The 20,625-nt window shown below is 41.0% G+C and carries 21 protein-coding genes and 1 tRNA gene; 4 read left to right on the forward strand and 18 right to left on the reverse strand.

Translation table 11 applies throughout. The features are described 5' to 3' along the window. Positions 1-18: 18 nt before the first annotated feature. The 4 genes from QZZ36_RS04545 to QZZ36_RS04560 form a co-directional block, all read right to left on the reverse strand. On the reverse strand, positions 19-1,077 hold the full coding sequence (locus tag QZZ36_RS04545; RefSeq protein WP_295077523.1) for a Tex-like N-terminal domain-containing protein: 1,059 nt from the start codon (positions 1,075-1,077) through the stop codon (positions 19-21). Between the two features lie 50 nt (positions 1,078-1,127). Next, positions 1,128-2,135, reverse strand: coding sequence for an alpha/beta fold hydrolase (locus tag QZZ36_RS04550; protein ID WP_295077526.1), 1,008 nt, complete (start codon positions 2,133-2,135; stop codon positions 1,128-1,130). A 91-nt stretch (positions 2,136-2,226) separates the two neighbouring features. After that, positions 2,227-2,994 carry an MmcQ/YjbR family DNA-binding protein gene (locus tag QZZ36_RS04555; RefSeq protein ID WP_295077529.1) on the reverse strand — a complete coding sequence of 256 codons (768 nt, stop codon included), beginning with the start codon at positions 2,992-2,994 and terminating at the stop codon, positions 2,227-2,229. Positions 2,995-2,997: 3 nt separating this feature from the next. Then, positions 2,998-3,564, reverse strand: a complete 567-nt coding sequence (locus QZZ36_RS04560; RefSeq protein ID WP_295077532.1) for a 3'-5' exonuclease — start codon at positions 3,562-3,564, stop codon at positions 2,998-3,000. Positions 3,565-3,828: 264 nt separating this feature from the next. Here QZZ36_RS04560 and QZZ36_RS04565 point away from each other — a divergent pair, with 264 nt between their 5' ends. Then, complete coding sequence (locus QZZ36_RS04565) at positions 3,829-5,346, forward strand: hypothetical protein (protein ID WP_295077535.1); 1,518 nt, start codon at positions 3,829-3,831, stop codon at positions 5,344-5,346. A gap of 48 nt (positions 5,347-5,394) precedes the next feature. Here the strand turns inward: QZZ36_RS04565 and QZZ36_RS04570 are convergent, their stop codons facing one another. Together QZZ36_RS04570 and QZZ36_RS04575 are read right to left on the reverse strand one after the other, a co-directional pair. Beyond that, complete coding sequence (locus QZZ36_RS04570) at positions 5,395-8,040, reverse strand: GDSL-type esterase/lipase family protein (protein WP_295077538.1); 2,646 nt, start codon at positions 8,038-8,040, stop codon at positions 5,395-5,397. A 543-nt stretch (positions 8,041-8,583) separates the two neighbouring features. Beyond that, positions 8,584-8,655: transfer RNA gene (locus tag QZZ36_RS04575), tRNA-Arg, on the reverse strand. Positions 8,656-8,747: 92 nt separating this feature from the next. Between QZZ36_RS04575 and QZZ36_RS04580 the strand changes: the two genes are divergently transcribed. Then, complete coding sequence (locus QZZ36_RS04580; RefSeq protein ID WP_295077540.1) at positions 8,748-9,299, forward strand: hypothetical protein; 552 nt, start codon at positions 8,748-8,750, stop codon at positions 9,297-9,299. A 289-nt stretch (positions 9,300-9,588) separates the two neighbouring features. On the opposite strand, the gene QZZ36_RS04585 is transcribed toward QZZ36_RS04580, so the two are convergent. Continuing rightward, the gene (locus tag QZZ36_RS04585) at positions 9,589-10,755 is read right to left on the reverse strand and encodes a stage II sporulation protein P (protein WP_295077543.1); all 1,167 of its coding nucleotides are present in this window, start codon (positions 10,753-10,755) and stop codon (positions 9,589-9,591) included. Between the two features lie 113 nt (positions 10,756-10,868). Here QZZ36_RS04585 and QZZ36_RS04590 point away from each other — a divergent pair, with 113 nt between their 5' ends. Further along, entirely contained in the window at positions 10,869-11,747 is an 879-nt protein-coding gene (locus QZZ36_RS04590) for a polysaccharide deacetylase family protein (RefSeq protein ID WP_295077546.1), read from the forward strand. A 38-nt stretch (positions 11,748-11,785) separates the two neighbouring features. Here the strand turns inward: QZZ36_RS04590 and QZZ36_RS04595 are convergent, their stop codons facing one another. Genes QZZ36_RS04595 through QZZ36_RS04645 form a run of 11 tightly spaced genes read right to left on the reverse strand, consistent with a single transcriptional unit; the run spans position 11,786 to position 19,932 of the window. Next, positions 11,786-12,418 (reverse strand): hypothetical protein, encoded by a 633-nt coding sequence (locus QZZ36_RS04595; protein ID WP_295077549.1) that lies wholly within the window; start codon positions 12,416-12,418, stop codon positions 11,786-11,788. Between the two features lie 17 nt (positions 12,419-12,435). Then, positions 12,436-13,383 carry a homoserine O-succinyltransferase gene (gene metA, locus QZZ36_RS04600; protein WP_295077553.1) on the reverse strand — a complete coding sequence of 316 codons (948 nt, stop codon included), beginning with the start codon at positions 13,381-13,383 and terminating at the stop codon, positions 12,436-12,438. A 21-nt stretch (positions 13,384-13,404) separates the two neighbouring features. Next, entirely contained in the window at positions 13,405-13,785 is a 381-nt protein-coding gene (locus QZZ36_RS04605) for a hypothetical protein (protein WP_295077556.1), read from the reverse strand. A 1-nt stretch (position 13,786) separates the two neighbouring features. Continuing rightward, on the reverse strand, positions 13,787-14,518 hold the full coding sequence (locus QZZ36_RS04610) for a pseudouridine synthase (RefSeq protein WP_295077559.1): 732 nt from the start codon (positions 14,516-14,518) through the stop codon (positions 13,787-13,789). A gap of 13 nt (positions 14,519-14,531) precedes the next feature. Next, complete coding sequence (locus QZZ36_RS04615; RefSeq protein ID WP_295077563.1) at positions 14,532-15,701, reverse strand: D-alanyl-D-alanine carboxypeptidase family protein; 1,170 nt, start codon at positions 15,699-15,701, stop codon at positions 14,532-14,534. A 59-nt stretch (positions 15,702-15,760) separates the two neighbouring features. Beyond that, a complete protein-coding gene (locus QZZ36_RS04620) occupies positions 15,761-16,195 on the reverse strand; it encodes a spore germination protein GerW family protein (RefSeq protein WP_295077566.1) in 435 nt (144 codons plus the stop codon). Positions 16,196-16,206: 11 nt separating this feature from the next. Then, positions 16,207-17,124 carry a hypothetical protein gene (locus tag QZZ36_RS04625; protein ID WP_295077568.1) on the reverse strand — a complete coding sequence of 306 codons (918 nt, stop codon included), beginning with the start codon at positions 17,122-17,124 and terminating at the stop codon, positions 16,207-16,209. 21 nt (positions 17,125-17,145) lie between these two features. Continuing rightward, positions 17,146-17,727, reverse strand: coding sequence for an SMC-Scp complex subunit ScpB (gene scpB, locus QZZ36_RS04630; protein WP_295077571.1), 582 nt, complete (start codon positions 17,725-17,727; stop codon positions 17,146-17,148). Beyond that, positions 17,697-18,452 carry a segregation/condensation protein A gene (locus QZZ36_RS04635; RefSeq protein ID WP_295077573.1) on the reverse strand — a complete coding sequence of 252 codons (756 nt, stop codon included), beginning with the start codon at positions 18,450-18,452 and terminating at the stop codon, positions 17,697-17,699. Before QZZ36_RS04635 ends, scpB begins: the two co-directional genes overlap by 31 nt. Positions 18,453-18,485: 33 nt before the next feature. Beyond that, positions 18,486-19,202 carry a site-2 protease family protein gene (locus QZZ36_RS04640; protein WP_295077576.1) on the reverse strand — a complete coding sequence of 239 codons (717 nt, stop codon included), beginning with the start codon at positions 19,200-19,202 and terminating at the stop codon, positions 18,486-18,488. A 22-nt stretch (positions 19,203-19,224) separates the two neighbouring features. Continuing rightward, positions 19,225-19,932: a site-2 protease family protein gene (locus QZZ36_RS04645; protein WP_295077579.1), complete on the reverse strand. Its 708-nt coding sequence runs from the start codon at positions 19,930-19,932 to the stop codon at positions 19,225-19,227. Positions 19,933-20,155: 223 nt separating this feature from the next. On the opposite strand from QZZ36_RS04645, the gene rpmB reads away from it, so the two are divergent. Continuing rightward, positions 20,156-20,341 carry a 50S ribosomal protein L28 gene (gene rpmB, locus QZZ36_RS04650; protein WP_019678047.1) on the forward strand — a complete coding sequence of 62 codons (186 nt, stop codon included), beginning with the start codon at positions 20,156-20,158 and terminating at the stop codon, positions 20,339-20,341. The last annotated feature ends 284 nt before the right edge of the window (positions 20,342-20,625 follow it).

Raw genomic sequence — 20,625 nt, forward strand, 5'->3', positions numbered from 1 at the left:
TACCTTTTTCTTTGCAGCCTAAACTGCGCCAGCTGAGCCCACCGGATATATTATAGCCGTATCGAGGCCCTTACCCGTACCATCTATTACTGCAGTCTTACAGCCGTGTGCGTATCCAGGGTCAAGACCGAGGATAATACTGCTTTTTAGTGGTGGCTGAAGAAGCATCTGTCTAAGATTAGCAGCAAATACTTTTATTGACTCCTCCGCCGCCTTTGCACTCATTTCTGAGCGTATTTCACGCTCGATTGATGGGAAAATAAGTCTCTTATAGCTGTCTGCGGCAGCCGCTCTTACAAGCTCACCGCACGAATTGTTAGCCTTGATATACTTGCCGAAAATAATATCTGTAGCAAGAGTCTCATCAAGAGTTACAGAAACCTTGAGGAAGTTCTCCTTTTCGCCTCTGTCAAGGGCAAGAACTCTGTGATTTGCTACCTTCGGGATAGCTTCAGCGTACTCATAATAATTCATATATACGCTCTCTGCCTCTGGATCTGCTGCCTTTGAGACAAGTTCACCCTTTTCACCTGCAAGGGCACGGAGTTTCTTTCTTATATCCGCATCATCGGAGATATCCTCAGCAATGATGTCCATTGCACCCTGCAAAGCAGTTTGAACATCTGTTATCTTCTTCTCCTCATCAATGTATGCTTCAGCTTCCTTCTCAGGTTCGGTTGAATTCTCCTGAGCCATTATCAATACTGCAAGTGGCTCGAGACCGTTTTCACGTGCTATGCTTGCACGAGTACGACGCTTCGGCTTGAAAGGACGATAAATATCCTCCACCTCAACAAGAGTTACAGCAGCACTTATAGCTGCCTCAATCTCTGGAGTCATCTTCTCCTGCTCAGTTATAGCAGCAGTTACCTCTTCCTTGCGCTTTTCAAGGTTACGGAGATACATGAGTCTGTCATAAAGCTCACGGAGAATCTGATCATCAAGAGAGCCAGTAAGTTCCTTACGGTAACGGGCTATGAAAGGGATAGTCTTATCATCATCGATAAGGGCTACGGTATTGTCAATCTGTTCCTGTCTGAGCCCAAATTCCTTTGCAAGTGTTTTATTGATATCCATAATATTTCCTTTCACCGTGCGTCAATTCCGCACTCTGTTGTTATACTTGATTATTCCTGAACCTCTTCTTCAATCTGCGGAGGCACTTCCTCAGTTGCAGTAGCTTCAACTTCTGCTTGTTTGTCGTTCCAACGGTCAAGCCATGAAAATAGAGTCTTTGCTATGTCTTTGTAGACATTGATATTATTCTTCTCCATCAGCAAATCATGACGCATACCGTCAAAAAGTCTGTGAGAAATGCTCTCATATCCGTTTTTTTCAAGCTTTTCCACCGTTTTCATGAACCTTTTCTCCGATATCATAGCAGAATCATCCTTACCCGATATAAAGCGTATGGGAAGAGTAGGATTATTAACATTCCACCCCTTTGATGAATCAGCCTGCTTTATCAGCCAAAGAAGCTCTTCATAACAGTTGAGGGTAGGCTTGAAGTTACAGAGAGGATCTTCGTTGAATGCAAGCACAGTGTCTGCATCGCTGCACCTCCACGAATTTATAGGGTCCTCAAAGAACTGTCCAAAGCCATGGTCAATGGCATCAAATATTTTTTCACTCCTGAATCGGCTTCCGGGACGTTTCGAAGAAACAGAGCGTATAGTTCTAACTACAGACGAAAACGGACTGTAGCAGATATTTCCCAGAAGAACCACACCGTCAACTGCGCCATCATGCTCCTTAAGGAAACACTTGGCGCCTGCCGCTCCGAGGCCACTGCCTATCATAAAAACAGGGACATTGGGATACGCTTCTCTTATTCTTTTGTTGAACTGAGCGATATCACTTACAAAGCCCTCTCCGCCGTTTCTGAACATAAATCCGAGATCATCGGATTCAACTATACTTTTGCCGTGGCCGCGGTTATCATGTATGACCGTGATAAATCCCTGCTCGGCAAGATAATCCATAAACGGATAATAGCGCTCCTTATGTTCATTCATGCCGTGGACCAACTGAACAATACCGTTAATCTCTCCCGACGGTACTGCAAGGACAGCTGAGATAACAAGCTCGTCGAAGTCAGAGATGAACTCAAATTCCTTCAGATCAGCATTTAACATATACTTCCTCCTGTCAAAAGCGGAAAATAATAACGTTACAAAGCATATTATATCACAAAGCATCCAAAAATGCAACCTTGCTTTGCTTCCCTTATTCCTTTGCGCATAGGTCTCTGAGCCTACAGCTCAAAGTATTTGGAACTCCCCTAGGGCCACGCACAGCCGATACGCCTAGCTCTCTCATAGCCGAAAGAGGCATATCATCTTCCGAAAAGCGGTGCAAGAGCTTAAGCTTTACCGCTTTTCTAATATGATAGCTACCGTTATCATACTTAAAAGGGATATTCACTTCAATTGCCATACATTTGTAAAGTATAGCGGAAACCGGAGCTGCCATATAAATGTATATGGTGTCTCCAACAATGTAGTTTGCAGTCTGTTTCCATATTATGGTTCCGTCACGCTTAAAATCCTGTTCCACATCATACATGGCAGGCGCAGCCGGAATAAGCCATTCTTTCGGTCCTGTTCGCATACGCTTGCCGCTTCCTGCCTGACACGAAAGCTCGTGACTCATCTCAAGCAGTGCTTTCAGTTGCTCCATATCCACACTGCCGTTAAGGAGCACCGATATCCAACTATCCTTGTTCATGTGGTAGGCAGGGAATATCCCATCCATAGCAAGAAGAGAACCTGTCATCATCGGACTGCACTTAACATTGACAATATCCACTTTTCCAAGATCAGGGCGTCCCAGCTTCGAACCGTCAACGTCCATAACTATGGCATACCATTTATCATTATTGCTACACCTCAGCACAGCACAGTCGGGGGTTCTGCTCCAAAGGTATTCCGGCTTAGTACCGAATCGTTCAGCTGCAAAGGCAAACAGCATATCTCTAATTTTTATAGATGCCACAACTCACTCTCCGTTCTGTTTTTTCATATCATCCCTTAGACGGATATAGCAAGCATTACATATCTCGCAGTCCTTTTCAGCACGGTGAGCTCCCAAAATGGATATACCATAATAATTGGCAACTGTGGTCTGCTTCCTATCTGGGAGTAATGGCAACACCTTTCTTGCAAAGCGAAGTACATCAACAAAATCATTGTCAAATATTATACCATGACATTGCAAAAGATTATCATATAAAAAGTTTATATCGAAATTCACATTATAGCCCATGATCATATCATTCCCTGCGAACTCATAAAAATCCATTATCGCCTGGGAAATATTAGGCGCGTCCTGCACCATGCTGTCGTTGATCCCTGTGAGCCCTGTAATGAAGGAACTTATATGATAATTAGGTTTTATGAGTGTAGAAAATACTGCCAATTTTTTGCAATTGCGATAGCGGACCGCTGCAATTTCGATTATCTCACTTTCTGAAGGGTCAAGCCCAGTAGTTTCAATATCTACGACACAGTAATCCTCAGGGAATGCTATTCTACTCTTTCCCTTTCTGCGCTTTACCTCACTCACCTGAATGCCCCCTCCAATATAATACGGTCAAATCATACACCTCATTATAATATACCTGACGATAATTGTCAAATCAGCAGGTGAAGCATGTTAATATGTAATTTATATACAGGCAATTCAACAACATAGTTAAATTATAATAATTTATAGCATTTAGACAAAATCTATTGATTTTTTGTTATAATTGCTGTATAATATAATTGTAAGATTGTACGTCCACATTAATCTGTATTTTATTATGAAAGTATGAAAGGGGCACCCGCCATGAAGAAGTTAATCGCGGCTGCAGCAGCTCTCACAACTGCTGTAAATGCCGCAGCATTATCAGCAAACGCAATGTTTGAAAACGTTCCCGCAGGAAGAATATGGGATGAGGAAATAGAAATGTTCCCTATGATGGAAAACGGTAACCTTGTTATCGACATCAATGGGGACGGCTCTTTCGGTCTCAAGGACTGCGCACTGTTCTACGGATATACACATTCGTATGACACAGATGCAGCGCTGGCTAAGCGCATTGAAAGCATAGGCGACTACGATGCGGATGGCAAGGTTGACGCCCTCGATGCCGAGCACCTTACCAGATTCTATCTCCTTAAGAACGGAATTTCCTCAAGCGATACCGATAGTGAGACATACAGCGATATTGACCTAGTTAAGGAAGATACATCAGGGTACTTCAGCTGGACATCCAGACTCTCCGATATGTTCATACAGGAGCTCAAGACTCAGTCTTTGTACCTGATGGCAGGATACACACTATTCAAGGAAACTGTTGAGAATGGCACTGTCAGCTGCGACGTAAACGATGACGGAGTCTATGATTATACAGACCTTGATTATCTCTGGGTATTCGGCTATAATTCGTACTTCTTTATGTACGATAATGTACCGGACAGCGATAAGCCTGTTATCTCAGACGAGATAAATATACGTTGTCAGGAACTCATAAATAATTTTGCAGAAGGTTCTGATACCAACTGGTTCTATGAGTATGCAGAAATGTACTGTATCGAGCAAAACGGTATCACTGACGAGCAGTTCAGCGAAGACTATTACGACAACCTTATAGAAGGCTCGGGCAAACTATTGCTTGCAAGATGTCTGAAGTATAATTACAGCGAGTGGATGCCAAACGACGAGTATCTCGAGTACAACGGCGCAATGTTCAACAGAGAATTCACTTCTTTCTGGGAACAGCTCAGTGCAGGCAAGGTTGAGCTCCCAGATACTAACGGCGATGGTACCATCAACAGCTCTGATGTTTTCAATGCCATGATATTTAAAGAAGACCTTCAGAATCGTGCAACTGCGCAGGATTCAGTGCTTCCCGCAAACGTATGGAGTTTCTTCACTGAAAACTGCGATATCAATGACAACGGCCTAAGCGGAGACATCCGAGATCTGGATATTATCAATCTCGGTTATTTGCTGTATATGCCCGAATGTGAAATTGAAAACATATACGACAATTTCAACGAAAGCTTAAACGATTATATAAACCAGCTCTCAGCTGTAAACGGTATTTCTGCCGTTAAGTACAGCTCCATGAGCATTGCCGCACCTGAGTTCAGCGAAGTCGACATAGAGCGTTCAGGCGACGCTAACGGCGACGGAAACGTCGATCTTTCTGACGCTGTTAAGATAATGCAGGCACTGGCTAACCCAAATAAGTATCAAATCTCATTTGCCGGCAGATTCAACGGTGACGTCTACAATACAGGTGACGGTATCACATTAGGCGACGCACAGGAAATACAATCAAGGCTCCTTAATTCTTGATTTAACAGTAACAGCCGATGTTCATAATGAACATCGGCTGTTTTCGTTTTATTCAGTTGCCTGGAATATTCCTCTTACGAAGCAATAGATGTGTGAGTGAATAGAGTCATCGCCGTGGTGTCCGTTATTTACAACATGCCATACATGAGGTACGTTGTTCTTTGTGAAGTTATTATGATAGCCCTCAGGTGTATTCAGACCTACTACGTCGTCCTGTGTACCGCCTGTTATCATTACAAGATATGGAGTTTCGTCAGGATTGCTCCACTTCCATGAGCCCGAAGCACCTGGTGCTGGACATATAGCGCCTACATAACCGAACTTGTCGCCATGCTTCATGCCTATCTGAAGTGATTCACGACCGCCCATTGAGAAACCTGTTACAGCTGTGTTCTCTCTGCCTGTAGCAACGCTATACTTGCTCTCGATATGCGGCATAAGGCTGTCAACGATATCATCAACGAAGTTATCGTATCCTTCATTTGATCCCTGATCTGCAAAACCTGTAGCATCATTCATAGTTGCACTCGTGAATACGAACGGAACAACTACGATCATGTCCTTAGCAGCACCCTCGGCAATAGCGTTACCGATTATCTGCTGAGTATACATCTGTCCGTTGCCCTGTGTTATCATACGGTTCTCATTCTCGAAGAAGCCGTGAAGCAGATAAAGCACAGGATACTTCTTGCTCTCATCATAGTTTGCAGGAAGAAGTATATTATATGGCTTATTCTTGTTAGCCTTCTTTGAGAAGTACGTCTCCCTCTTTAGCGTACCATACTGAACGCCCTGTTTCTTCATGTGTGAATCATTAGGTTCATTGTTTACCAGGGAATCTTGAACTTTTTTGGTAAGCTCCTCCATAGTGTATACCTGTGATGAAGATGAAACAACTGGCTCAGGCACCATTCCATTTCCGCCTGTTACAACTGCTGACTTCGTTCCTTCGGCGGCAATCATTACATCGTCAATATAGAAATTCATAAGATTGCCAGATTTCTCGATAGTCTCAACATAGAGCACTATATCACCTGAATTTTCAGGTATAGTGAATGATGTATTTTCTATCTTTGTCCATACGCCACTATCACATGATGCTTTGGCAATAGCCGTGTATGAAGCGCTGTTTCCATCACCCTGCTGAAGTGAAACCTGTATATCAACTGCCCCTCGTGAAAGCTGAAGAGCGGCCATACTTATACTGTATGTTTGACCGGCTTTAAATTCAGAACCAAGTGTAAGAGCAGCTCCGTTCCACTCAGAAGTTCTGCCTGTGACAGCAAGAGATTTACCTGAAGAACCGTAATAAGCATCGCTTGAAGCCTCAACAGAAGCAGCGCCTCTGCCAGACCAGTTTCCTATACCTGAATCGAAGTTATCATTTAAAGAAGCACTAATCACAGATTCAGTCGTAGTTGTAACGATTTCAGGAACAGTAGTTGTTGTATTGGTTGTAGTATTTGCTACTGTATCTAACTTATCAGAATAGCTCTCAGGAAGAGTTTTGATAAGACCTAAGAGATACTTCTGAATGACAAATGCGTCATTAGTTGTAATACCGCTGCCTGCCTCATATACGTCCGCATTGAAAGTTCCCTGATTTGTGAGGGTGTACTTGTTTGGATTAGCGAGAGCCTGCATGATAGCTACAGCGTCGCTCATATCAATAGAACCATCACAATTCGCGTCGCCCCATTTTGATACCTTACTTCCAAGTTCTTCCTTTGAATCAACCTGCTTTACAGATGTTGTAGTTGCAATCTGTGTAGTAGTCTTTGTTGTAGTTGTAGTCGTAGTTACAGCAGCGCTTGATGACTTAAGATAATCATCAACAATGCCAGCCCAGTATTTTCCCATTTTCTCATAGCCAGTAGCATTTGGATGAACACCATCACCCAAATCAGCAGTGCCATTGAGACAACCATGAATATCGGCAAATGTTACGCGCTTTCCGTTGCCATTATATTCGTTTGCAACCTTCTTTACAGCAGCATTATAATCTGCAATCTGAGCAGATTTGTTTCCGCCGCCAAACATACCGCCGCCAAGCTCGGGAATAGTTGAAACGAAAAGCATCGCATCTGAAGACAGCTCTTCAAGGAAGTAATCAATGAGATCACGAAGATCCTGTTCACAAGCACTTGTCGCGCGGTTACCATTCATATCGTTTGTACCGATAATAAGAAGAACGATATCTGGATTTGCCTGCTTAATAGCATTCTTCTGCTTGAGTACATCATATAAGCTACCAAAGCCAGAATTTTGTTTGATCGTGTATCCACTGTAACCAGCATGATTATCATCGTATGTAACGCTTTTGCCATTATAATTGAATGTTGCAGCGTTGTTACCCTCAGGACCTACAAAATCAATATTGTCATAGCCCTTTTCTTTAAGAAAGTAATCGAGATACTTTCGGTATCCGCCAGTATCTCCCATACCAAAAGTAATTGAGTCTCCAGCAGGCATAATCCTTATCATGTTCTCATTCTGTGAACTGTTAATAACATTGTTGTTATCAGGGACCGACTGACCACCGTTGAAATTACCAGTGTCACCGAAGCCACCCCAGTTCATACCACCACCAAAGCCTCCGAAGCCGCCTGCCGAAGTTGAGAGAGGTACGCTTGCTGTGAGCATCATTGCAGATATGATTCCACAAATGACTTTTTTGAAATTTGCAATTTTCACTAAAAATCACTCCTTTAAATTACTGCATAAGCAGCTTAAATTAGATTAAAATTTAGTAATCCTCCAATTTATCTATCTTTATATTTTAATTATACTATCTTAATATAAAAAAACAAGCTATTTATTGCTATTTTTCTTCTAATAATTGTTGTATATTTATGACCACCCCCCATTTTTCCATCAATATCTGTAACGCAATATAACCATTTAATTATTGAGGATTAATTTATTTTTATGCAATAGCAGCAATTCGTTATAATATTTCACATTTTTAAATTAATTTGGTAAAGTACTGTAGACTGATAATTTAATTAAGCCATTAACTTCTATTATACCTGAATTTATATTCTTTCTACCTTAATTACCGAATTGAACACACGCACTGCCTGAATGACAGTATTTCTTTTCAAAGCATAAAAAACGATATTCGTACTACACTTTTATTACACAAAACAACAAAAAAGTGATTATCCAATAAGATCAAGTACAAATCAGATAATCACTCTTTTAGTATTACGAGGCTTAATTCAGCCATTGATGGTATACGCCTGACTGGAATCGAACCAGCGCACACCGCGTCGGAGGCGGATGCTCTATCCACTGAGCTACAGGCGCTTTTTATAAGTACCATATAATTATAGCAAAAACTCTTGAAATTTGCAAGCTTTTATGATATAATTATAAAAAATATATTAGGAGGGAACGTTTTGAGGGACTATATCTACTTAATAGTTGCACAAACAGGTACCAGACCTGCGCGGTTCTTCAAGTTCTGTACTAAAAAACCGTTCAATCACGTTTCTCTTTCAGGGGATGTTGATCTTTCTGAAATGTACAGTTTCTGCCGTACATATAAACCTTTTCCGTTACCTGCCACATTTAATAAGGAGATAGTCGGACAGGGTACTCTCGGTCAGTATCACAATATACCGTGTGAAATATACCAGATAAGCGTAACTCTTGAGCAAAAGGAAGCCTATAACAAGCTTATTTCCCACTTTGCCCAACATCGCAAGGTCTATTCATATAACCTTCTTGGACTGCTTGCAGTATATTTTAATATCGAGTGGAAGAGAGAACGAAGTTTCGTCTGTTCACAGTTTGTCGCGTACATTATGGATAAAATAGGCATTCCTCTTGATAAAGCCTTCTCGCTTTATACTCCTGATGATTTCAGGAATTTCCCAGGTGCCAGTCTTATTTACGCAGGCGAGCTCAATACCTTCTATTACACAAGGAAATCCCAGCTATATACATAACGATATTATATACGTCGCAGTCCTTACCTCATCAGGTGCAAGTATATATATTCCGCAGTACGCTTTGCTATCAGGAGCTATCAGCGATATATCAAAATTATTACTGTGACCTAGCAGTTTCACTGACAGTTCCTCGTCTCTTAGTATAATTCCTGCAGGAGTTATGCTTTTTTGGCTTAGCATATTATATGAATTAGCATATGAATTTATAAACATCCATGAGCCGCCGCTCAAAAGCAGATACAGAAAAACTGCTTTCAGGGCGGTTTTTTTCTTTTTATAACGCATTTTATTTTCCTTTCATTGAATTCAGTAACTCCCCCAACGATCGCCCAAAAAGCTGCCCAGCAAACTGAACCTGCCCTAGAGTATTGCAGTGTGATCCGACCTCGATAAGCAGGCTTCCGTTGGTAAGATCCTGATTATAGTGCCTGTAATCAAAAAGAATAGGACGCGTAAATCCCTCATGGTCGGATTCAAGCTTATTTTGCAGAGTACATGCGAAATGAAAATTCTGAATATAATTCGGCATTCCTAAAGTTCCGTCATCGCACCCCGAAATTATCATTATCTGAGCCGCTTCCCTACCATCAACTTCAATAAACGGCTGATAAGCATATCCATCTCCTGAAATAGCATCTCTGTGGACATCAAGTACTACCTTTATACTTGGATATTTTTCAAGTATGGGAGTTATCGTTTCACGGCTTCTGCCATATGAACCGTTATACGAGGGATAATCATGTATCTCCTTAGCATGTATTACACCTATACCAAGTGATTCAAGCTCAGCCTGTATTGCATTCCCTACCATTACAACATTTTTTGTTTCATCAGTAGTCCTGTAATTAAATGTCGTGTCATAACTTTCACGTACAAAAGGCTCAAAACTCTCAGTTGTGTGTGTATGATAGATTAGCACAAGTGGATCGTCCGTATCATCTACTGTAAAATTTGGATAATATCCACTTTCGCAGAAAAGCTCCTCATTCGGGATATCTGTCTTGTTGTTGACTTGCCCACCACCATAAAGGTCAAAAAATGAATTCCCACTATATTGTCCGTAGGTAGTTCGAATTATCATGCCTCCATCACTCCATGACTCTGGATATGGCTTTGATCCTGCGTTATCACTTTTCATATCGAGAGGATCAGGCAACCTTACATATTCCCTATTCCTGTCATCTTCATCTACATAACCATAGCCCACTGACATTGTATTGGCTCCTGCAAGCATTTCATCTTCATGCTTTATACGCTTTATAACTTCTACGTTGGCATTTATATGATCTGCCGACGCTTTTTCCGTTATTTTCAACTTATAGCTGTTAGTTTCGTCAAAAGGCCATTTTATTACTGTTATTCCCTTTAATCCGAAAGCCACAGTTGCAGGCACAAGCACGATTGCAATACACCTTATCAAACCACATGTTTTTTTACGTTTATGGCGTTTCATATATTCACCTCTTTCACTGAAATAAATATATTCTGTAACGATGAACGATATGTCCGCTTAATCATGTCATTTCCCGACGAAAATCGGAATATAAATTAAAAGAGGTGAAAACGATGTATAAATGTCTTTTTGTAAACAAATCCATGTACAGACTACTCATTGTGCTATTTATAATATTGCTGTGCACTGCTTTTTTCATTGCAGGAAAGAAAATTTTTACGGTATCAGCTGAAAAAAGTTCCGAAAAAGCTGTCCTTCTACCTGTAATAATGTATCACAGCGTCTGTGAGAAAACACCATCAGACTACATAGTAAATCCGCAACAATTCAAAAACGATCTTGCATGGCTGAAAAACAATGGCTATTCCTCAGTAAGCGCCCATCAGCTTATAGACTATACTCATGGAATAGGCGAGCTTCCAGAAAAACCAGTATTCATAACCTTTGACGATGGATTTTACAATAATCTATCCCTCGCCCTTCCTCTGCTTGAAAAATTCGATATGTGTGCCGTTGTTTCTATTGTTGGAAGATATACCGATGATTATGCACCTGCTGACCCTCACGTAGACAACTATTCCTACCTTACATGGAGTGATATCTCAGAGCTTATAGCATCGGGACGAATAGAAATAGGCAGCCATACATATGATTTGCATTCAAACAAAAGCGAAAGACATGGCTGTACTAAGCTTGCAAGTGAGACCGTCGAAAAATACACAGAAATGCTAAGTACCGATATTGGTCTGCTAAATACTGAACTCATACAGAACTGCGGCATAGCTCCTGTAGTTTTCGCTTATCCATTCGGTGCACTAAGCCAAGAAAGTCTCCCCGTGATTCGTGACAATGGCATTCTTATGACCCTTACATGCCGAGAGGATATAAACCTAATCACACGGGATTCCGACTGTTTATACGGCATTTTTCGCTATAATCGAAGCGGTCTACTCACAACCGAAGAATTCATGGAAAAAATCACAAAAAATTAAGGCGTGATAATTTGATATCACGCCTTAATAATAATTATTTAAAATACAGGAATCAAAATCCTTGCTATCTGATCTTTATCGTTATTTTCAAATGAACTACTGTTGTTAGAATAACTACCCGAAGATGAATTAACGCCAGCATTGAAGCCCTCGATGAACTTTTCGAAGAACTCATCAAATGAATCATAGCCACTTCTCTTCCAGTACTTATCATACTTTGGATCGCGGTACTTCTCAAACCTTTCAGGAATAGTTCCATCCTCCTCATAATCTTCAACGATTTGATTCGCATTCGTAATAAAGTAATAATAATCTGGAGCGACCTTATATAAAATATATCCGTAATAAGCAAACAACAGACCTGCTAATAAGGAAAGGACTATGGCCGTTATAGCAAAAGCTTTACCCTTTCTCTTGCCAACAAGCGAAACTATAGCAAGAATAAGACAAAGCGGAACAGTAATTATACTCAAAGCAGTACAGCATGGAATAATATTTACAATAGCTATAACAAAAGCCGCTATTGCAAGTCCACTACCCTTAGGCTCTGAATAATCATTATTTTCACCGTAATCTCCTTTGAACTCTCCGTCAGGAAAGTACCCACGTCCGTTATCATTGGTGTAACCATTGTTATCATAATTGTTACCGTTGTTAAACATATCTTCCATTATTGAATCTCCTTACTTTATAAACTTGTTTCCCAGTTCCAGTTACGTACCTCAAGCTCCTCAAGATTATATGGAGTTTTCTGATAAACGCAGTAATTAAGCCAGTTAGAAAACATAAGGTTTGCAGTACATCGCCATGAGAAAATAGGCATATTCTCAGGATTGTCACCTGGGAAATAGTTATATGGTATCTGTATATCAATGCCCTTTTCAACATCTCGCCTGTACTCATTAGCGATAGTATCCCTGTCATACTCCGAATGTCCCGTGATAAAGTACTGTCTGCCATTTTTATTGGCAACTATATGGACTCCAGCTATATCCGACGAGGTAAGCACCTCAAGCTGCGGAATGCGCTCGATATCCTCTCTGCGAACCTCAGTATTTCTCGAATGAGGTACATAGAATATATCGTCAAAGCCTCTGAGTAGCTGACAATTGCTTACCTCTGCCCTGTGAGGGAATATACCAAACATCTTATGGTCAAGAGTATACTTCGGTATACCGTAATGGTAGTAAAGACCTGCCTGCGCAGCCCAGCATATGTATATGGTAGAGAAAACGTGTGTTTTAGACCATTCCATGATACTACATATTTCTTTCCAGTAATCCACCTTTTCGTAGTCAAGCAACTCAACTGGAGCTCCAGTGATTATCATTCCATCATACCTGTCCTCGGATATCTCATCGAAAGTCTTGTAAAAAGACTCAAGATGATGATGTGAGGTGTTTTTCGATGTATGTGAAGCCATTTGTAACAAATCAACATCAACCTGAAGAGGTGTATTGCTGAGAAGTCTCAGCAACTGGCATTCTGTTTCTATCTTTTTGGGCATGATATTGAGAATAACCACTCTCAGCGGACGTATATCCTGATGTTCTGCCCTTTCCTTCGACATAACGAAGATATTTTCATTTCCAAGAGTTTTGAAAGCAGGAAGCTCTGAAGAAATCCTGATTGGCAATCCTGATCTATCCTTTCATATTTATTCTTTCGTTTTTTTGCAGCTCTGGCAACCGTTCATAAAGCTGTCAAGGTCGCTGCACTGTCTGCTATCTCCATTCACAAAACGTAGCTTTTTTAAATCGTCAAATTTGGCACTATCATCTAGCTCAAACAGCATATGTTTTATGCCCTTAAGAACACTTTTGAGCATGACCGAACGGACAAGCCCATCACAAAGCATAAGGTCACCACCGTCGTCATAATCATAAACAACAGTTTTCTCGGCGCCGTAAGAATAGGCAATAAATCCGATAACGCTTTCCCTGTCAATAGCCTCCGTGATATGGAGTACAGCACTACCTGCGACTTCCTTAAGCTTTTCATAGCCGACAGTATCAAATCTTTCTTGTATCTCAAGCATTTTATTTCTCCTTGCCTATAGCGTTACGCAAAGCACGAAGTTCCTCGGCAGTCAGCTCTCGATAGGTACCAGGCTTGAGCATGCCGAGCTTAAGCGGACCTATGCTGATACGACGAAGTCTTGCAACCTCAAGTCCAACCGTCTCACACATCTTTCTTATTTGACGATTTCTTCCCTCTTTTATTGTAATAAGAAGAACGACTCTGCCTTCTTCCTTTTCCTTCACGACTACTGAAGCCGGAAGAGTCTTTTTTCCATCAATCTCAACACCTTCTGACAGTCTTACGAGCTGTTCATCATTTATATCAGGACGAACGGTAACTCGATAAGTTTTTGATATATGGCGACTCGGATGCATTATGCTATTTGCAAACTCGCCGTCATTTGTAAAGAGAAGAAGTCCCTCAGAATTGCGATCGAGGCGCCCTACAGGATAAACACGCTCCTCAACATCTGTGAGGAGATCCATAACGCATCTCCTGTCGAGCTCGTCCGATACTGTGGTAACATAGCCTCTCGGTTTGTTCATCATGAGATACAGGAAACTCCTTTTTCTCGGCATATTGATACGCTCGCCATCAATAGTAATGAGGTCCTTGAAGCCGCACTTGTCTCCAAGCTTTACGGGATGACCATTGAGCTTAACCCTGCCCTGTGCTATGAGCTCCTCGGCTTTTCTGCGGGAGCATACGCCGCTGTCGGCAATCATTTTCTGAATCCTTATTTTTTCCACTTTTATCCATTCCTTAATTAGAGAATACTCTCCCAAAAAATTCTTTTATTCTCGTAAACAGTCCTTTTTTGGCTTTCTTAGTATTTTCAGAATTAGTCTTTTCAGGTACTGTCTCGACATTCTCCGCTGCATATAGAGGAATAGTGTCAACCTCCTGCCCGGAATAGTATATTCTAAGGCTCGCCAACTCCTCTCCCTCTTTTATGGGAGCATACATAAAAGGCGGTTTCAGCACGATATATGTAAAATCATCATCATTTCCAGCCATAGTTGACACATTATATGTGCCGTTTTGAGTAACGAGTTTCAGCTTTTCCGAATCACCACCTACTATATCCGCAGTAATATCATCAGGGAGCGAAAGGTCTATCTGATTAACTTTTCTGAAACCGTACTCATACAGTACCATATGGTCGTTCCAATCGTTAGGATCATTAAGCGTTACACATATCAGCTTTTTCCCATCACGCTCACAGGCAGAAACAAGACAGCGCCCTGCCTCATCGGTATAGCCCGTCTTTACACCATAAACGCCATCATACATTGAAAGAAGCCTATTTGTATTTTTCAGCCATCTGTCATAAGGTGGATTGCCAAATCGCACTTTCATTTTCTCTTTAGAACATATCTCACGAAAAATTTCGTTTTTAAGAGCCTCGCGCGCAAGCAATGCCATATCCATCGCTGATGAACCATGTCCCACACCCTCAAGTCCCGAAGGCGTAACAAAAAATGTCTTTGAAAGTCCCATTTGTCGTGCTCGCTGGTTCATAAGTCTAACAAATGCTTCTATACTACCTGATATTCTTACAGCAGCCGCATTTGCTGCATCATTGCCTGAAGGTAACAGCATTCCGCAGCAAAGTGCATACTTCGTAACTTTATCCCCTTCGCAAAGCCCCATTGATGACCCCTCCACCTTTATAGCCTTGCTGTCAACAACGAACTCGTCATGTAGTCCGCCACTTTCAAGGCACAACAGAGTCGTCATTATCTTTGTAGTGCTTGCCATAGGCAACTTTTCTCTAGCATTGAACTCGTAAACCACTTCACCCGTATCGGCACAAATGAGCACTGCCGATTTGGCAGATATTTCAAAATTTTCTTCACCTAAAACCGTTGTATTACATATACATAAAAATGCAAATAGAATTGTCGTTAATACAGATATAATTCGTTTCAAATATACACCTCCGCATAAATACTATGCTAAAGGATATGTCAAAAACAACAGTTTTATGCTCAGTTAATTGGAACAGACCCATCAGTGATATCAGAAGTCTTTATCTCAGAGTTTCCACCCTTTTTCTTGCTAATAAAGCCACTAACCTTATCGATAATAGCTGGCATTTTCTCGATAGCATTACTGATAGGATCGTTTGATCCCTCCATATTGACCATTTTTGCTGATCCGTCGGGAGCTATAACAAGAAATCCTTCTGGCTTTATAGAAACTCCTGCGCCTGCGCCACCACCGAAAAGATCCTTATCATATTTAGAAGGGAGATCGGAGCCGCCCGACGCAAAGCCGTAGCTAACCTTTGAAACAGGAATTATGGTAGTTCCGTCGGGAAGCTTTATTGGTTCACCAATTATAGAATTTACATCAGCCATTTCCTTAATTTTTTCAATTGAAATACCTAAGAGATCGCTTACAGGTGTGTTATTTGCACTCATGATTATATACCTCACTTCTGCCTTGCGGCGGATTTTTTCATTTTGTGTTTTATTCTGAATCTTCTCAGTTTTTCAGGCAGGAAAGACCTGAAAAGATATGTTATCAGGAACCATGCTCCTGCAATAACCAATGTTCCAAGTCGGAAATACAGCTTTCCGGATGCGTCCCAACGTCCTTTTGATACGCCGAACTGTGGATGAACATCTATTGTTTTCAGCCTTACCGTGAAAAGCTGACTGAAAAAGGCTATTCCGTTATAGACCAGGGTGGAATACTTGCCGTATTTAAGTGCACAATCATATGCATCATCATCTGCTATAACAAAATCGATATACAAATCTTTAAGCTTGAACCCCTTGAATATCTTTAGCAATGGGCGTTGTGCACTCTCCCATATTCCTACGAGAAACTCCACCTTATCGCTGAGAGTCTTTTTCCCATCATCACTTTGAGAATTGTCCTCCTCCGCGATGTTGTCCTCGTTGATATCAACCTTTTTCTTATTTTTATCCTTATTTTTCGCTTTTTCTTCCTCAACGCTGTCCGAAACAGGATCGTTTATTTCGTTTTCGATAGTCTTAGCTAATGTCTCTGCCGAGGAAATATCATCCTCTATATTGTTCACGGGAATACTGTCAAGCTCATTTTCCCACTCATATTTTTCTCGTTCTTTTTTCTTCTTCTCCCTGATTCTTTTTGGTTTTTTAGGCTTTTCAGGCTTGTCTTTCTTATTGGCTTTACGCTTTTTCCACCAACCGTAAACGCCTCCACCATCAGAATCAATAAGGTTCAGTATCCACAACTTCACCTTATAACTAAATTTACCATCGATGTAACTGAACTCGCCTCCAGCCGGAGTTATCAGCACAAGAAGTAGTATGCCTAAAACGGCAAGAAGTAAATACAGCAGAATTTTCAGTATGATCATTCCTGCCGCTCCTTTCTATTATTATCTTTCCTGATTCGCCTCTGCGAGTTCTCTGTCCACAAACTCTTCCTCTGTCTCAAGAACCAAGTCACCCTGTCCTGGAAGAGGAGGAAGATCGGCAGTTGAGCTTAGTCCGAAGCTTCTCAAAAACACTGATGTTGTTCTATATACTATAGGCTTTCCAGGAACATCAAGACGTCCTGCCTCTTCAACTAGCCCCTTTTCAACTAGATTATTAATTACTGAAGAGCTATCGATGCCTCTAACATTCTCAACAAAGCCCTTTGACACTGGCTGGTTATAAGCTATTATAGTTAGAGCCTCCATAGCAGCATTTGAAAGCGGAGCAGCTCTTTTAGTTTCAAGAGCAGCTCTTATCTGCTCTGCATACTCATCTCTGGTACACATCTGATAGCTACTGTCCAATTTTTTAATGCAAATTCCGCTTCCACAGTCCTCATAGCGCTCATTGAGCAGTCTTATCATGGATGGAAGCGTTCCAGCATCAACTCCGCTAGCCTCCGAAAGGCGGTATATCTCAATGGGCTCACCACTTGCAAAGAGTATCGCCTCTAGTGCTCCGAGCCTGTCCTTGATCTCCAAGATTTCTTCACTCCGTTCTTTCTTCCCTTGAAGAATATCATCATATTATCGTCGCTTATGGTTATCCTTCCCGACCTTGTCAGCTCCAGGACTGCAAGGAAAGTAGCAACTCTCTCCGAGCGGTCGGTAACTCCGTCGTAAAGCTTATCCATATAGACTTCGCCTGTAGTGTACAACTCGCGAAGCACATGTACTACTTTTGACATTACCGAAACTATACGCCGCTTCACAACTGAATTTATCTTGTTTTCAACGTGAAGTTTTGCATGTTCAGACTTTATATTTTTCAATGATATAGCGCTATAAGCGATAGCAAGTCTCTCTGGCTCATGTACAAGAGTATACGTCATGTCAGCCTTTATTTTCATTGGCGCGCGAACGAAAATATTGCCGCCTACATATGCGTCTGCAAGTTGCTTTGCAGCGATTTTGCAGAGAGAATACTCTATGAGAGCACCCTCCAACTCGCGCTTCATCTGCTCAGCCTCCTCAGGCTGTGGCAGAAGTGATGCAGTCTTAATATATATGAGTCTTGCAGCCATTTCAAGGAATTCGCCCGCAAGCTCAAGATTCTGCTCATGAGCCTGATCAATATACAGCAGATACTGCTCCAAAAGCTTTGATATTTCAATATCGCAGATATTTAGCTTATGCTTTGCGATAAGACTAAGCAGAAGATCCAGAGGTCCTTCAAAGACCTCAAGCTTGAATGATATACTTTCCATATTTCACCGTATGAACTGAGATCATTCGCCTAATCAGCACCTAAAAATGATCTCTTCCAATATTGTTTGTGTAGTTTTCGAAAGCTCGGGATTAAAGAATATAAGTCGATCAAAAAGAAGTCTCCACATATATGAAAGAGGAGCAAATATGGAAAATTCACCATCGCTCACGCTTTCCAATAAAAATACTGCAAGAAGTATATATCTTGACCATTCAGTAATCTTCTGATAATTTGCAAAATACCAGCGTCTAAACTTCGGCCATGAGAACTGATAGAATATGTGGAATCCATCAAGAGGCGGGATAGGCAGAAGAGCGATTATACCGAAAAATAGTGACGAGAAAGCTGCTTTTCTCAGTATAAAATACAAACTTGCCAGGATGAATGATGCAGGATTTATGCCCAGTATCAACTGACTTATGTTCCTGAGGATTACATACATAATAAAATAAGTCACAGCCGAAGCAAGAGAAATAAACGTAACGTCACGCTTCATATTCTTCAGCCTTGATACATCGATATTGATTTCCTTACTCCAACCAAAGCCAAATACAAGTATCATAAGCATTCCAAACCAGTCTGTATGCCTTCGAAAATCTAATGAAAGTCTTCCCTCACCTGCGGCAGTCCTGTCGCCAAGCTTCATTGCCACCCAAGCCTTAATAAAGCAAGCAAGTGGCATTAAAGCGGTAAGCATAACACCTCGGCTGACTAATGTGAGGAAAACTCTATACAACTTAAATTCCATTTTATTCTCCCTAAACATCAGATTATGCGCCGAAAGTATCTGGTATCCACAATACAGCCTTCATCATTAGTCTGTAAAGATATTCAGAAGCTCTAGCAAGCGGAGAATACTGAGTTGGAACAAAATTCATAAGCAAGAATAATGCAAAGAAAACGTAAGTAATCTCTCTCTGATGCTGATATACCCAACGATCACACTTTTCAGGAATAAATGCACGAAGGATATTGAAACCGTCAAGGGGTGGAACAGGAATAAGATTGAAAAGCGCAAGTCCGATATTAACGATAATAAGGAACTGCAAAAGCATCAGCAGACATGACATAGTGTCTAATTGATTAGTAATAAGCCTTATATATGCCTCCTGTCCGCTTCTGAAACAAAGGATTATAGCAAAAGCAAGTGCTGAAACGAAGGATGCCAGCAAATTTGAAACTGGTCCAGCAAGAGCAGTCATCGCATAGCCGGCGCGATAATTCTTAAACCTCGTTGGATTAACCTCAACAGGCTTTGCCCAGCCGAAACCACCAAGCACCATAAGAATCGAACCAAATGGATCAAGGTGCACAAACGGATTAAGAGAAATTCTTCCTTGTCTCTGTGCAGTATCATCTCCCAACCACTTAGCCATAAGACCATGAGCTGATTCATGTAATGGTAAAACGAGTAGAAGCGTCGCTATTCTCGCAAAATACTTCAAAAAAGTCTGAATATCCAAATTGCCGCCTATCATATTTAAGTCCTTTCTTCGATGCATTATCATTGCATATTAAATGCAGATAGATATACAATATATATTATACTATAAACCGCTGTTTATTTCAAGTAAAAAAGTGTTTTTATGCTTCAAAAAAAATTTTTTTAGTTTTTTTTCAAAAAACACTTGCATTTTTTCTTATTATGTGTTAGAATAATCATGTTGTATTTTTACAGGTTAGTTAAGGAGGTGCAACCTAATGGCAAAATGTGATATCTGCGGAAAGGGCGTAACCTTTGGTATCAAGGTTTCTCACTCACACAGACGTTCCAACAGAACATGGAAGCCTAACGTAAAGCGTGTTAAGGCTATCGTCAAGGGTACTCCTTGTCATATCTACGCTTGCTCAAGATGCCTGCGTTCAGGTAAGGTTGAAAGAGCTTGATCGGTAAACATGGATATTTAAAGAGCGTTCCATTAGGAGCGCTCTTTTTTCATCCCCTTCCGCAGCATGGTTCTTCTGATCGTCACCTGACCTGACCACAAAGTTCAACAATAAAGCAAGCTTTTTTCTCCCCCTCATTGTATAATGTCGCAGATACTCAACTTTGTACAGTCTGCTTTTTCGTCATTCGTACAAACTTACAAAACGGGACTGTTTTTTTGGTAATATTGTGGTATAATATATTCATGTATTAGAGAAACAGTCAGTGAGGATGTTACCGGATC

Source organism: Ruminococcus sp., from assembly GCF_016287535.1.
Taxonomy (GTDB): Bacteria; Bacillota; Clostridia; order Oscillospirales; family Ruminococcaceae; genus Ruminococcus.

What these genes read in the sequence shown, in the direction of transcription:
- QZZ36_RS04545 (WP_295077523.1), bottom strand. Translation starts at nt 1,077, where the DNA reads ATGGATATCAATAAAACACTTGCAAAGGAATTTGGGCTCAGACAGGAA.
- QZZ36_RS04550 (WP_295077526.1), bottom strand. Translation starts at nt 2,135, where the DNA reads ATGTTAAATGCTGATCTGAAGGAATTTGAGTTCATCTCTGACTTCGAC.
- QZZ36_RS04565 (WP_295077535.1), top strand. Translation starts at nt 3,829, where the DNA reads ATGAAGAAGTTAATCGCGGCTGCAGCAGCTCTCACAACTGCTGTAAAT.
- QZZ36_RS04585 (WP_295077543.1), bottom strand. Translation starts at nt 10,755, where the DNA reads ATGAAACGCCATAAACGTAAAAAAACATGTGGTTTGATAAGGTGTATT.
- QZZ36_RS04590 (WP_295077546.1), top strand. Translation starts at nt 10,869, where the DNA reads ATGTATAAATGTCTTTTTGTAAACAAATCCATGTACAGACTACTCATT.
- QZZ36_RS04595 (WP_295077549.1), bottom strand. Translation starts at nt 12,418, where the DNA reads ATGGAAGATATGTTTAACAACGGTAACAATTATGATAACAATGGTTAC.
- QZZ36_RS04605 (WP_295077556.1), bottom strand. Translation starts at nt 13,785, where the DNA reads ATGCTTGAGATACAAGAAAGATTTGATACTGTCGGCTATGAAAAGCTT.
- QZZ36_RS04620 (WP_295077566.1), bottom strand. Translation starts at nt 16,195, where the DNA reads ATGAGTGCAAATAACACACCTGTAAGCGATCTCTTAGGTATTTCAATT.
- QZZ36_RS04625 (WP_295077568.1), bottom strand. Translation starts at nt 17,124, where the DNA reads ATGATCATACTGAAAATTCTGCTGTATTTACTTCTTGCCGTTTTAGGC.
- QZZ36_RS04635 (WP_295077573.1), bottom strand. Translation starts at nt 18,452, where the DNA reads ATGGAAAGTATATCATTCAAGCTTGAGGTCTTTGAAGGACCTCTGGAT.
- QZZ36_RS04640 (WP_295077576.1), bottom strand. Translation starts at nt 19,202, where the DNA reads ATGGAATTTAAGTTGTATAGAGTTTTCCTCACATTAGTCAGCCGAGGT.
- QZZ36_RS04645 (WP_295077579.1), bottom strand. Translation starts at nt 19,932, where the DNA reads ATGATAGGCGGCAATTTGGATATTCAGACTTTTTTGAAGTATTTTGCG.
- rpmB (WP_019678047.1), top strand. Translation starts at nt 20,156, where the DNA reads ATGGCAAAATGTGATATCTGCGGAAAGGGCGTAACCTTTGGTATCAAG.